The following is a 12914-nucleotide window of genomic DNA, read 5'->3' as shown; positions in this document are numbered from 1 at the left end:
TTCCTGGGCTTGGCAAAGATTGGCGAAGAGGCTGCAGTCATCCCTTCACCGCTCCCATGGTAAGTCCTGCGATGAAGTGTTTCTGCATGAGGAAGAACATGACGACCGGCGGCACGGCGACGATGATGGTGCCGGCCGAGATCAGGTTCCAGGCGGAGACCCATTCGCCGCGCAGGTTCGCAAGCCCTGCCGTCACCGGCTTGACATTGTCGCTGACCGTCAGGACCACCGCCCAGAAGTAGTCGTTCCAGATGAAGGTGAAGAGCAGGATGGCGAGCGCCGCCAATGCCGGCCGGACGAGGGGCACGACAACGTGGATCAGGGTCTGGAAGGGTGTCGCACCCTCGGCACGCGCGGCCTGGAACAGTTCGTCAGGCAGCGCGGCGATGAAGTTGCGCATGAAGAGCGTCGCGAAACCGGTCTGGAAAGCGACGTGAAAGATGATAAGCGCCGTGGTTGTGTCATAGAGGTTCAGCCTCACCATGAGGTCGCGCACCGGGATCATCATGATCTGATGCGGCAGGAAATTGCCGCCGACGAAAAGCGCGAAGATCAGCATGTTGCCGGGGAAGCGGTAACGCGCGAGTACGAAGCCCGCCAGCGTCGAAAGGACCAGCACGCCAATCACCGAGGGAATGGTGATGACGAGGCTGTTGAGGAAATAACGCGCCATCGGCGTCTGCGTGAAGACGGCCGTGTAGTTCTCGACGACGGCGATTTCCGTGGGCCAGCCCCAGAGATTGCCGCTCATCACGTCCGCCATCGAGCGGAACGAGGTAAGGATGACGGCGAAGAGCGGCGCAAGCCAGATGATGAGGATCGCGCCGACGAGCGTCATGTAGAGCCTGCGGCTCGCATGCGCAGTTTCGGGGACGGGACGGGGGTACATCAGGCGCCCCTTTCTTCCGCGCGGATGATGCGCGTGAGATACCAGGTGATGAAGACGGCCATGATCACGAAGAGCACCGAGGCGATCGCCGCGCCATAGCCGAAGCGGTAGGAAAAGATCGACTGTTCGAACATCTGGTAGGCCAGCACGGACGACGAGCCGAAGGGGCCTCCCCGCGTCATGACCGAAATCATGTCGAAGGAGCGCAGCGCACCCACCACTGTCACGGCGATTGCGATGAAGGTGACTTGCGTCAGTTGCGGCAGCACGATGTGGCGCAACATGTTCCACCCGCGCGCGCCGTCGACGCGGCCGGCACCGATCAGCTCCTCGCTCAGATTGTTGAGTCCGGCGAGGTAGAGAACCATGCAAAAGGCGATCTGCGACCACAGGGCGGCGATGACAATGGCAAAAGTGACGAAGTGTTCGTCCGACAGCAGCGCCGGAGCGTTCGCCCCGAATGCTCGAAAAATGAGCGCCAGTAGTCCGAACTCCGGAGTGTAAACCCAGGTAAAGACCACGCCGACGGCGACCGAGGCGAGCACCAGCGGTATGAAGAACATCGATTTGACGACGCGCATGCCCTTGATCTTCTGGTTGACCAGCAGCGCGATCGCGAGCCCTATCGGCGGCGCGAGCATGAACATGACGAGCCAGATGACGTTGTTCTTGAGCGAGACGTAGAATTGCGGATCGTTTATCAACTCGCGGTAATTGCCCAGGCCGATCCAGATCATGGGACCGAAGCCATCCCAGTCGTGCAAGCTGATCCACAGGCTTTGGACGGAGGATGCCAGGATAACCACGACGAAGAGGATCGCGCCGGGCAGGATCAGGAGTGTCGGAGTCAACCACCAGCGGTGGCGGCGCCAAAGGCTCGTCATGCATGGAATTCCCTGTTCATGGGGAAGGAAGGGGCGGGACCGCAGCAGCCCAGCCCGATGCTATTGAGGAAGGTCTCAGTGCTTGAAGATCCGCCGGCGAGTTCCTTCGAGCCGCTGCAGGATCGCGTCCCGGCGCTCCGGTCGTGCCATGAACTCCTGGAAGCCGACAAGGCCAGCCTGAGCCATGTCAGGATCGGTGTCCCGATCGTAGAATTGCGAGGTGCCGGCAACTGCCTTGAGGCTCTCGACGGCGGCGTTGACGAGCGGGTCCTTGCTTGGCGGCAGGTCGTTGCGCGGCGGAACGTTGCCGCCCGGCTCCAGATAGGCGGCCAGATTCTCCGGCTTGTAGAAATGTGTCAGGAATTCGCGCGCGCCCGATTTGTTCTTGGCATTTGTCGGAATGTGCACGGAATTGAGCGAGAATTCCTCATACCGGCCGAGGCCATCCTCGATCACCGGGAAGGGAGCGAAGGTGAGTTGCGGCAAGTCCTGTTGAGGGAAAGCCGCCCGGACAAACGCGCCGAGGTTCATCATTCCGGCCCGCTTCTGAGCGAGAAAAGCGCCTGCCTCCTGCCAGCCGAAGGAGGTATGGTCGGGCGTGAAGAAGCCCTGCTTGATCAATTCTTCCCAATGTTCGAAGACCGGCTTCAGCGTCTCATCCGTATAGGCCATCTCCCCATTCATCAGTGCGAAATGCTTGTCGAGACCATTGATACGGAGGTTCATCTGGTCGAACCATCCGGCCGCTGGCCAGAGGTCCTTCGTGCCCATGGCGACCGGCGTCAGGCTCGCACTCTTGCACTTCTCGCCGAAAGCAAGGAAATCGTCCCAGGAAGCGGGAACCTTCAGCCCGTGCTCGTCGAAGACGTCCTTACGGTAGAACATGCCCCAGAGGGTGCCGCCAGTCGGCAGACCGTATTGCCTGCCATCGACCGTCACCGAGCCGGCGGTAGCGCCCAGCACATCGGCATATTTCTCCTTTTCGAAGAGGTCGGAGATGTCGTCGAACAGGCCGCGTGTCACGAAGGCGCGCATGCGGTTGCCCGAAAACCAGAAGCAGACGTCCGGCGCACCGGCGACGAGGTAGTTGCGGATCGCCGTCTTGTGGGCCTCGTGGTCCATATTGTTGACGACGACCTTGGTGCCGGCCGCCTTTTCGAAATCGGCTGCAATGCGCCGCAGAACGTCTGCCGTATTGGCATTGCTCTCGGCGGAGATGATCGACACCTCGCTCGATTGCGCCAGAGCGGGAATTGGAAACCCGCTCAAGGCGGTGGAAACTCCGGCGGTGCCCTTGAGGAACGTACGTCGGGACAGGCTGCGCTCAATCCAATTGAAAGTCACTCGATAATCCTCCCTGGAATGGCTTGATCAAGGCGCTTCGCCCCGGCTCCTCCGGGGGCTGGCTGCCGGCAAAAAACGATCCCCGCGCCGACAACGCCATACGTCGCCTGCGTTCGCGGTAGGGATTTCTGCATTTCGGCCGGTCGCGGATCATGCCCGGTTGATCGGCGCGCCCAGTTATGCATAGTCGCGGAGACGAGGCAATATTAATTTACAAAATAAAATAAGGGTCGAAGTGAAGATCAAGGGTGACCAGAGCACGACGCGTGCGATGAACCGCCGGCTTATCCTAAACCTGATCCGGCGCGAGGGCGCCAAGAGCCGTGCCGAAATAGCCGCCGCCACGGGCCTTAGTCCCGCGGCCGTAACGTTCGTGGTGAGCGACCTCATCGAGGAAGGGTTGCTCATCGAAGGCCAATCCGTAGCCGGCGCACAGGGGCGGCGTCCGATTCCGGTCGCCATCGACTATGCCGGCGGTGTAGCGCTGGGCTTCAAGCTGATGGCAGGCAGCGTCGAATGCGTGGTCACTGATCTTGAGACGACACCGCTCGCTTCATTGCGGCTGCCGCTGCCGGCGCATGATCCCGATACGATTGCCGATGCCCTCGCCGAAGCGGCGCCGAAGCTGATTGCGCTCGCCAACCGGCCGGCCACCCGGCTCGCCGGGATTGGCATCGCCATGCCCGGGGTCATCGACAATCAGCGGGCGGTCTGTATTCGGAGCAACCGGTACGGTTGGGACAATGTACCATTGGGTGATCTCGTGGCGCGCCGGATCGGGGTACCCGTCTGGCTGGAAGACGACACCAACGCCTATGCAATCGCCCAGCAGCTTTTCGGCCTCGGGCGGCATTACAAGACCATGGGTGTGCTTGCGATCGGGGTAGGGGTAGCCTGTTCTTTGGTGCTGGATGGTAAACTTTATCGCGGTGCGCACGGCGCGGCCGGCAAGTTCGGCCATTTCCCGCATATGGAGGGCGGCAGACCCTGCGAATGCGGCAAGCGCGGCTGCCTTATGTCCTACTTCTCAGAGCCGGCCATGCTTCAAACCTGGCACGAACGCAGCGGCCGACCGGAGACGGACGGACGGGCCGAAATGGTCGCCGCCATCGCCGCCGGCGACAAGGCCGCTCATTCGGTCATGCGCGAAGCGGGTGAAACTTTGGGCCGGCACCTCGCTGGTCTGATGAACGTCATCGATCCGGAGGTAATCGTGGTCGGCGGCGAAGCAGTCGCCTACGGCGACGCGCTCTTCGGACCGTTGCGAGCGACCCTTGAACGTTTTGCATTCCGTCAAGCACCGCCTGTTCTACTCGATTGGGAGGACGATTCCTGGGCCCGGGGTGCAGCGGCGCTCGTCACTCAAAAGCTATTCGATTTCGAGACAACGGCGGGCAATGCCTGAGCGCGCCTGACCCGGAAAGTCGCGGCCTTGCACAGCAGCCGCCGCGTCGTCCAATGCTCACGGCAACCGCCGCCACGGTTTGCCGTATGAATGCAACTCGCGAGTTCATGCGCCGGTGATCTTGCCAGCAGGAGGTGCTCCCCTAGATGGGCAAGGATGGAACTTCAGGAAAGTGCAGTTGCTGCCAGTCGCATGAGCACCTCCCCTAAGGTGCGGTATCAGCCACGCAGCCCGGCTGTCATGGCCGAAGTCGAGCGCCTTCTCGCGGGCCGCACGCGTGACATCCGTCTCAGGGGTGAGCTCGATCGCCTGTTCCAGGAGCGTTCGTGGTCGCGGACGGCCAAAATCATTCGCGCGTGGATGATATGGGTGACCCTGCTGGATGTACTGACGCTGGGTCTCAACGCGATCCTGCTGCCGAAGGCGGTCGCGCTGGCGATGCTTCCGCCGGCCTGCCTTCTCCCGCCCGCAGCTCTGGCCACCGCCTTCGTCTGGCGAAAGCCGCGCGGCGTCTGGCTGCAAAGGATGTCCTTGCTTGCAGGCTTGTTCCTCATCCTCCTGTCGGTTGCGCTGGTGGGCGTGAGCGCGGGTGGCGAATTCTATGAGCGGCACTTGAACATCATGCTGTTCGTCGCCATCACCGCCATCATCATCTTCGCAATTCCTCTGGCCTGGACGGTGACGCTCGCCTCTTTCGCGCTCGGCCTCTACCTGATCTTTCAGTTGCAGAATCCGGCTTTGGAGAGGGGTAACGCGGTGGCTGGGACGCTATTTTTCGCCAGCGGGATTATCGCGACCGTCGTTGCCAGACGTACGATCACAATCCTGGCCCAGAAGACCTTCCTTCTCGAACTTCGCGACATGCGGCGGGTGGCGGAGCTTGCCGACGCCAATGCCCGCCTCGAGCGCCTCGCCAAAACCGATCCCCTGACCGGGATCGCCAACAGGCGCTGGATGATGGAGACCCTCAATCGTCTCTGGAGCACAGGCGCGGAACGGCGGCCGGGTACCGCCATGCTGATGTGCGACATCGACGACTTCAAGAGCCTGAACGATCGTCTTGGTCACGCCGAGGGCGATCGCTGCCTGGTGAAAGTTGCCGGGATCATTCAGAGCAGCGTCAGGCGAAACCGCGACCATGTAGCCCGCTACGGCGGTGAGGAGTTTCTCGTCGTGCTTCCGGGCGCCAATGAAGAAGCTGCAGTGGCGACGGCTGAGCGAATACGGGCAAGCGTCGAAGCCGCCTCCCTCCCGAACCCCGCATCCCGCGTATCGCCCTACGTCACCCTCAGCATCGGCGTAGCGGCGCAGGCACCGGGTGAAGAGATCATTGCGCCGGAGAAGCTCCAGAACCAGGCCGACGCGGCACTCTACCTGGCCAAACAAGCGGGCCGCAATCGCGTGGTGCTCTACCAGCCTGATCTGCCGACCGTATAGCGGCGCGACGAGAGCGGGATCGGGAAAGGTCCGCTTTGACGCCGGTATGCAGGTGCCGGGACAAGGCGAGCAGCGTGCAGCTCACAGGGAGCTCGGCCTTTGTCGTCGCCGCTGACGGCGATTTTCACCGCCTATGAGCGCGAGGGAACCGAACTGAGTGCGACCGCGCCTTGATCGCACACCCCCCGCCTGGAGGCGTCTGAGCGCGCAGGACCGTGCGCTGGAGGTCACTTCGGAACTCAAGCTCTCGGATCGATAGGTGTAGCCGACCCTTGCGGCCGAAGCGCGGTGGCGGCATTTCTGCCGCCCCGGGCCACATTAGTTGGGGCAATCCGGTTCGCCGGGTTCGCAGACACGTCGCTGCGGCCTGCGACGGTCACTGTCGCCACCGCCGCGGTTACGATTGTCGTCGCCGCGTCGGATGCCGCGATCGCCATCATCGCCCCGGCGTTCGAAGTTCCGGCGGTTGCGATCTTCGCGGCTACGCAGTTCACGGTCAGAGTCCGGCTGCCTGTCGACATTAGGCCTGCGGTTGGGCGCGCGATCGAGATCGGGTAGGCGGTCCGGACGATCGTCGAAGTCCCGGCGTCTTTCAGGGGTGCGGCTAAAATCGGGCCTCCGCTCCAATCTCCGGTCGAACTCCGGGCGCGGAGCCGGCCCTGGCTCGAAACCAGGTCTGCGGCCAGGCGGCCGGTAAGGTTCCGCACGGCGATCCGAGCCGCGATCGAAGTCCGGTCCGCGGCGCCAGCGGTCGCGGTCGCGATAAAAGTCACGGCCGCGGTAGTGACGATCCCAATAACTGCCGAAGCTGAAGACAACGACGGGGATACCGAGCGGGCGATAGTATCGAGGCCCGACAGAAATGCGGCGCTGTTGATAAAGTGCTTGGATATACCGTCCATGCACCCAGCCGCGGCCGTCGTAGAACTCCACGTCGCACCATGGCACGTCGGCAAGACAGCCGTAGATCTCGATGGATTCGCCGGCGGGAATCACGGTGACCGCCGGATATGCTGTGCTTGGGCCCGCGCGCATATTGACGTTCGCCGTCGCGAAACCTTCTGCCGCCTGAGCGATCGCCGGAGCAAGCAAGAGCATGCCGGTCGCGACAATTTTCAAAAGCGTAGATTTCATGTTTTCACTCCCTGGCGGCATGCGTCGGGCCACCACATCCGGAATTTGCTTTGCTTCGGGCTTTTCCGGTTCCCGGGCATGGTCGGAGCGGCTGCCAGCTGGTGTCAGGTGGCCACCATCCTCTTGTCTCTTAATGGTTTATAGCGCCTTTTGCATGAACGCAGCTTGAACACTGGGTCCTTGGGCCCCGCAGGAAGTCGATGGGTACAACGACGCTTCCAGTCTCTTCAGCGCCTGTGCCTGGCAGGAATGGGCTCTGAGCGCCGAGCCCTGCCAGGAGCATCCACGGGCCGTCGGTAAAATGCGCCTCACGCCAATCAGTGAGAGCGGGCACGAAACCCCAGCCGCAATTGAATGAGCATCGTCCAAGCGACGACCGTTCCGCGAGCATTTACGCGTCAATCGCTAGACGAATCATCTACAGACGGTTCTCCCGTCGCGACGGGAACGACTTCGGCACCTGACGGCGATGGGAAAACGGGCGTGAGGAGCATTGGGAGGATGCGATGCAGGAGGGCGCCGCCGAGCGGCACGGCATTCCACCCGGAGGTGCGGTTGCCATAGGTTTCCGCCAGGCCGCGAGGCTCGTCGAGCAGGGTGAGCAGCAGGTACCTGGGATTGTCCGCCGGTACGATGCCCATGAAGGATGTGACGTTGAGCACCTTGGAATAGCGGCCCTGGACCACCTTTTCCGCCGTGCCGGTCTTGCCGCCGATCACGTAGCCGGGGACATCCGCCTTCGTGGCTGAGCCGACGGCGGTGTTGAGGCGCAGGAGGTGGCGTATTGCCTCGCTGGTGTTCGCAGACACGAGATTCTCCGCCATGGTCCGTTCGGACACGGGGCTGTCCTTTATGAAAGTGGGCCTGATCAGCCTTCCGCCGTTCGCCAGAGCGGCGACGGCCATGCTGGCTTGCAGTGGCGTGACGGCGATCCCGTGACCGAATGAGACCGTTGCCGTGGTCACTTCGCTCCAAGCGGATGGCCGCAGCGGCGCGGCGCTCTCCGGCAGCTCGGTCGCAAGCTGAGACAGAACGCCGAAACGTTCGAGAAAAGTCCGCAACGCTTCGGGGCCGAGCGCCATCGCCATTTTCGCCATGACGATGTTTGAGGAGTGAATGAAGGCTTCCGGAATGGTGAGCGGCCTGTATTTCCCGCGATAGTCATGAATGCGTTGACGCCCAAAGCTTAAGGGTCTGCTCGCATCCACGACGGATTCGAGATCGAACCGGCCCGACTCCAGCGCCATTGCCGTGGTCAGAGCCTTGAAGGTCGATCCCATCTCGAAAACGCCGGCGGTGACGCGGTTTATCCGGTCGGGCTTGAAGGCATCCACGGGATTGTTCGGGTCAAAGGCCGGATAGGAGGCGAGCGCCAGTATCTCGCCATTCGTGACGTCGAGGACGAGCCCGGCACCCGCAGCAGCTCCGAATTTCGTGACGGCTTTACCGAGTTCTTGCTCCATGGCGTACTGAACGCGCAGGTCGATTGAAAGCTCGACCGGCTGGAGCTCACGTCCCTTTAGTTCGATGCCGGCGCCGCGCAGGTCTGCGAGCCAGTTTGCGTCGATCCATTTTTCTATGCCGGCAATGCCGAAATTGTCGATGTCCACGGCGCCAAGGACATGGGCAGCCAATGAGCCGTTCGGATATAGGCGTTGATTTGCCGGCCGAAAGCCGACCGCCGCCAGTCCCGAATCGATGACCGCCTGCTGCTTGTCCGGAGGTATCTGCCGCTTGATCCATGTGAACGCATCTTTGCTGCGGAGGCGCGAGTGTAGTTCGCGCGCGTCGAGTTCCGGGAAGATCGCCGTGAGCTTCTCGACCGCCTCGTCCAGATCGGGAATCGACCGCGGCTCAATGTAGAGTGACGCGATCGGAATGTCGGTCGCGAGCAACTGTCCATTCCTGTCGAGGATTGCGGGTCGTCCACCTGGAGCACTGTCGTAGGTGAGGCGGGTTTCGCGGCCTGCCTCTTCCTTCATGCCGAGTTGGACAAGTCGTATGAACGCGCCGGCGAAAATGGCGGCAAACGCTGCCATGATGCAGACGATGCGTAACCGCCTGCTGCGTGCCCTGCTCCGCAGGGCGAAGGCGTGCTTCCTCATTTTGATCCCTCGACGAGATAAGAGGCGATTGGCTCAATAGAGGCCTTGGGGGGCGGTCAGAAGCTGCTCGCGCAGCGCGGCAGGGAGTTCTTCGGCCTCCGCTTCGAACCCGTCTATGACGGGACATTCCGTCAAGCACGGCCCGGTTCCCGGTTTGAATACCTCGACAGCGGAACCGGGTTCTCCTGAAGCGGTTCGCTTGCCCGTGCGGCGGTTCACGCTTGCGGAGGTCAAGCCCTGCGGAACGGGAAAATCCACGGCAGGTTTGCCGCGCATTGCCACTTTCATGAAGTCGATGAAGATCGGGGCCGCAAGTCCGCCGCCCGTTTCGCCATAGCCCATCGGCTTCGGTGCGTCGTATCCCATGAAGATGCCAGTCACGAGCGTCGGGGTGTAGCCGACGAACCAGACATCCTTCTCGTCGTTCGTGGTCCCGGTCTTTCCGGCGACGGGGGCGCCGAGCTCCGCCACTCGGTGCGCCGTTCCACGCTCGACCACGCCGCGCAGCATGGATGTCACCTGATAGGCCGTCATCGGGTCGAGCACCTGCTTGCGGGTGTCGCGAAGCACCGGCTCTTCCTGATGCAGCCAGCTTGCGGCGTTGCATCGATCGCAGGCACGATCGTCGTGACGGAACATCGTACGACCGTGACGATCCTGGATGCGGTCGATCATCGAGGGCTGCACGGCGTGTCCGCCATTGGCGAGGACCGCATAGGCCGAAACGAGCCGCGTCAGCGTCGTTTCGCCGGCTCCGAGCGACATAGGCAGGTACGGAGCGAGCTTATCGTAGAGGCCGAAGGCGCGGCCGTATTCGGCAACGACGTCCATGCCGAGATGTCGGGCGAGGCGCACCGTCATCAAGTTGCGGCTTTTCTCAAGCCCGGTGCGCAGAGTGGAAGGACCGCCGAATTTGCCGTCGTAGTTCTTCGGGTTCCATAGACGGCCCGCCCCGTCCGGCATCGAAAAGGGTGCGTCCATGACCAGCGTCGCCGGCGTGTAGCCGGTATCCAGGGCGGCGGCGTAAACGAACGGCTTGAAGGCTGAACCGGGCTGGCGCGAAGCCTGAGTCGCTCGATTGTAGCGTGACTGTGCAAAGGAGAAACCGCCAACGCTCGCCAGCACGCGCCCCGTATTCGGATCCAACGACACGATTGCGCCCTGCACTTCCGGTATTTGTCGCAGGAGGTATCCGTCTTCCGCCTTCTCGACATAAATGACGTCTCCCGGCGAGAGGAGCTTGCCGATGGAATCGACCTGCCTGATCCTGCCTCCGGCAGAAAGCTTCAGCGCCCACCGCATGGTATTGCTGCCGATAAAGCCGGTTTCGGGGCTTGACGGCGAGTGCTCGGGACCAGGCTTTGCACTGCGCAGGCCGATGCGCACACCCGCATCGGAACAGGAGAGCACTACGGCGAGCTGCCACTCCTTCACATCCGTCAATGTCTCTTGCTCAGCAAAGGCGGCCGTCCAGTCTTCGGAGACATCGATATGTGCGACCGGCCCCCGAAACCCCCGCGCCTGGTCGTAGTCGACGAGGCCGGCCCTCAGCGCCTTCAGCGCAGCCGCCTGAAGGGTCGGGTCAAGCGTCGTGCGCACGGAAAGCCCAGCATTATAGAGAGCCGCCTCGCCATATTGCCCGGCGACTTCCCGGCGCACTTCCTCGGCAAAGTAGTTTGCCTCCGCCATCAAGGGGGTTTCGGCCCGAGGCTTAACCCCGAGAGGTCTCGCCATCATGCTGCTTGCCTGCGCGGCGCTGACGAAGCCGTTGCGCTGCATCTGGCCGATCACCCAGTTGCGCCGGTTGAGCGCGCGTTCGGGATGCCGGTGCGGGTTGTAGTTGTTGGGTCCCTTCGGCAGGGCAGCGAGATACGCTGCCTCGGCAACGGTCAATTCGCTGACGGACTTGTCGAAATAGGTCAGCGCACCGGCGGCAATACCGTAGGCCCCGAGCCCCAGGTAGATGTCGTTCAGATAGAGTTCGAGAATTCTGTCTTTGCTGAGCGATTGCTCGATGCGGATGGAAAGCACCGCCTCCTTGATCTTGCGTTCAAGGGTGCGATCCGAAGAAAGCAGAAAGTTCTTGGCAAGTTGCTGGGTGATTGTCGAGGCTCCGATCATCCGTTGGGCGGAGCCCAGATTCATGACATTAGACCAGGCAGCCTTGACGATGCTCAGGAGATCGATTCCGGAATGGGAATAGAAGCTCTTGTCTTCCGCCGAAAGAAAGGCTGCCTTCACGCGCTGTGGGATCGCGCCGATGGGCAGATACAGACGCCTTTCCTTGGCGTATTCGGCTATCGGCCTTCCATCATACGCGTAAAACCGCGTCATGAGCGCCGGCTCCCATTCAGCGAGCTTGCGGTGATCCGGCAGAGCCTTCGCGATTTCCGACAGATAAATGGCGCCGGTGCCGAAGATAGCCAGCAACGCAGCCGAGGCGATGCCGAAGATATAACCGATGAGCTTCATGCCGATACCAATGGTTCAGACCTGACAAAAACTTGACACAGGAATAGGTGCCGCCGTCGCGGATGCCGCGAAGTCGTGATCGAATGACTGGAGCAGAATGAGGAAAAGTGTATGCGGTTTCCCGCCCGAATACCGCTCTAACGTATTGGAATAGATCACGTTCATGACTTTAGGTCGACCCGGCCTAAGATCATCGTGATCTTGTGTTGCCTTGAATTGCAGGGAGAATGGCAGAAGCGATAGCACTCGACAAACGAGCAATCTTGCGGGTAGGCATGAATCAAACTTGGCCTTAACGAAGCTGATTCCATGGAACTCCCAAAACTGCCCCTCAATGCATTGCGTGCCTTCGAGGCATCGGCGCGCCACTGCAGCTTTACCCGTGCCGGACTGGAGCTACGGGTTTCGCAGACTGCGATCAGCCATCAAGTGAAGTCGCTCGAGGATCTGCTTGGCGTCAAGTTGTTCCGGCGGCTGCCGAGGGGCCTCGCCCTTACCGATGAGGGCTCGGCGCTTGCGCCGGTAATGAGCGACGTCTTCAAGCGCATGTGTGCGACCCTAAGCCGTTTCGAGGAAGGAAACTTCCAGGAAGTCGTGACCGTTGGCGTCGTCGGCACCTTTGCAATTGGCTGGCTTATGGAGCGGCTGCCGGATTTTCATGATGCACATCCGAACCTCGATCTACGCATCCTTAGCAACAACAACCGTGTCGATCTGGCCGGCGACGGCCTCGACTTCGCGATCCGGTTCGGGGACGGGTCGTGGCATGGCACGGACGCAATGCACCTGTCGGCCGCACCGCTATCGCCGGTCTGCTCGCCTCAGATTGCTGCTCGGCTGAAGGAACCGGTCGACCTGGCTAGAATCGAGCTGTTACGTTCGTACCGATCCGATGAGTGGGCGCAATGGTTCCGGGCAGCGGGCGCCCAGCCTCCAATCCTGCGCGGCATGGTCTTCGATACCTCGCTGGCGCTGGCAGAGGCGGCCGCCAGAGGCTCAGGTGCAGCCCTCCTGCCGACCACCATGTTCGAGCATTATATCGAGAGCGGGCGGCTGGTGCAGCCTTTCGCCATCACCGTGGCAGCGGGTGACTACTGGCTGACATGGCTGAAGTCACGCCAGTTCACCCGGGGCATGACCGCGTTCAAGTCGTGGCTGAAGCAACAGTTGCCCGACCCTTCCGGCGTGCCATAGGCGGCAGCGAATCGGCCGGGGCATGCTTGCCCCGGCGATGCCGGCCCTCA

General features: G+C 61.8%; 9 protein-coding genes. 3 read left to right on the top strand and 6 right to left on the bottom strand.

Features of this window, described 5'->3' with window-relative positions; all coding sequences use genetic code 11:
• Positions 1-37: 37 nt before the first annotated feature.
• The 3 genes from M1D34_RS30055 to M1D34_RS30045 all read right to left on the bottom strand — a co-directional run bounded on the left by M1D34_RS30055 (position 38) and on the right by M1D34_RS30045 (position 3117).
• On the bottom strand, positions 38-889 hold the full coding sequence (locus M1D34_RS30055; RefSeq protein ID WP_498784871.1) for a carbohydrate ABC transporter permease: 852 nt from the start codon (positions 887-889) through the stop codon (positions 38-40).
• Entirely contained in the window at positions 889-1773 is an 885-nt protein-coding gene (locus M1D34_RS30050) for a carbohydrate ABC transporter permease (RefSeq protein WP_498784869.1), read from the bottom strand. The genes M1D34_RS30055 and M1D34_RS30050 overlap by 1 nt, the downstream gene beginning before the upstream one ends.
• Positions 1774-1848: 75 nt before the next feature.
• A complete protein-coding gene (locus M1D34_RS30045; RefSeq protein WP_498784867.1) occupies positions 1849-3117 on the bottom strand; it encodes an ABC transporter substrate-binding protein in 1269 nt (422 codons plus the stop codon).
• 235 nt (positions 3118-3352) lie between these two features.
• On the opposite strand from M1D34_RS30045, the gene M1D34_RS30040 reads away from it, so the two are divergent.
• Together M1D34_RS30040 and M1D34_RS30035 are read left to right on the top strand one after the other, a co-directional pair.
• Positions 3353-4522 carry an ROK family protein gene (locus M1D34_RS30040; RefSeq protein WP_498784865.1) on the top strand — a complete coding sequence of 390 codons (1170 nt, stop codon included), beginning with the start codon at positions 3353-3355 and terminating at the stop codon, positions 4520-4522.
• A gap of 192 nt (positions 4523-4714) precedes the next feature.
• Positions 4715-5959: a GGDEF domain-containing protein gene (locus M1D34_RS30035; protein WP_498784863.1), complete on the top strand. Its 1245-nt coding sequence runs from the start codon at positions 4715-4717 to the stop codon at positions 5957-5959.
• A gap of 318 nt (positions 5960-6277) precedes the next feature.
• Here the strand turns inward: M1D34_RS30035 and M1D34_RS30030 are convergent, their stop codons facing one another.
• From M1D34_RS30030 to M1D34_RS30020, 3 genes are all read right to left on the bottom strand, one after another.
• Positions 6278-7093 carry an SH3 domain-containing protein gene (locus M1D34_RS30030; protein WP_498784861.1) on the bottom strand — a complete coding sequence of 272 codons (816 nt, stop codon included), beginning with the start codon at positions 7091-7093 and terminating at the stop codon, positions 6278-6280.
• A 398-nt stretch (positions 7094-7491) separates the two neighbouring features.
• A complete protein-coding gene (locus M1D34_RS30025) occupies positions 7492-9198 on the bottom strand; it encodes a peptidoglycan D,D-transpeptidase FtsI family protein (protein WP_498784859.1) in 1707 nt (568 codons plus the stop codon).
• A gap of 33 nt (positions 9199-9231) precedes the next feature.
• On the bottom strand, positions 9232-11670 hold the full coding sequence (locus M1D34_RS30020) for a penicillin-binding protein 1A (RefSeq protein WP_498784857.1): 2439 nt from the start codon (positions 11668-11670) through the stop codon (positions 9232-9234).
• A gap of 309 nt (positions 11671-11979) precedes the next feature.
• Here M1D34_RS30020 and M1D34_RS30015 point away from each other — a divergent pair, with 309 nt between their 5' ends.
• Positions 11980-12864 (top strand): LysR family transcriptional regulator, encoded by an 885-nt coding sequence (locus M1D34_RS30015; RefSeq protein WP_498784855.1) that lies wholly within the window; start codon positions 11980-11982, stop codon positions 12862-12864.
• Positions 12865-12914 lie beyond the last annotated feature (50 nt).

It is taken from the genome of Ensifer sp. D2-11, assembly GCF_054161295.1.
Note: the sequence above shows the minus strand (reverse complement) of the source record. Positions and strands in the feature narration are given on the sequence as shown.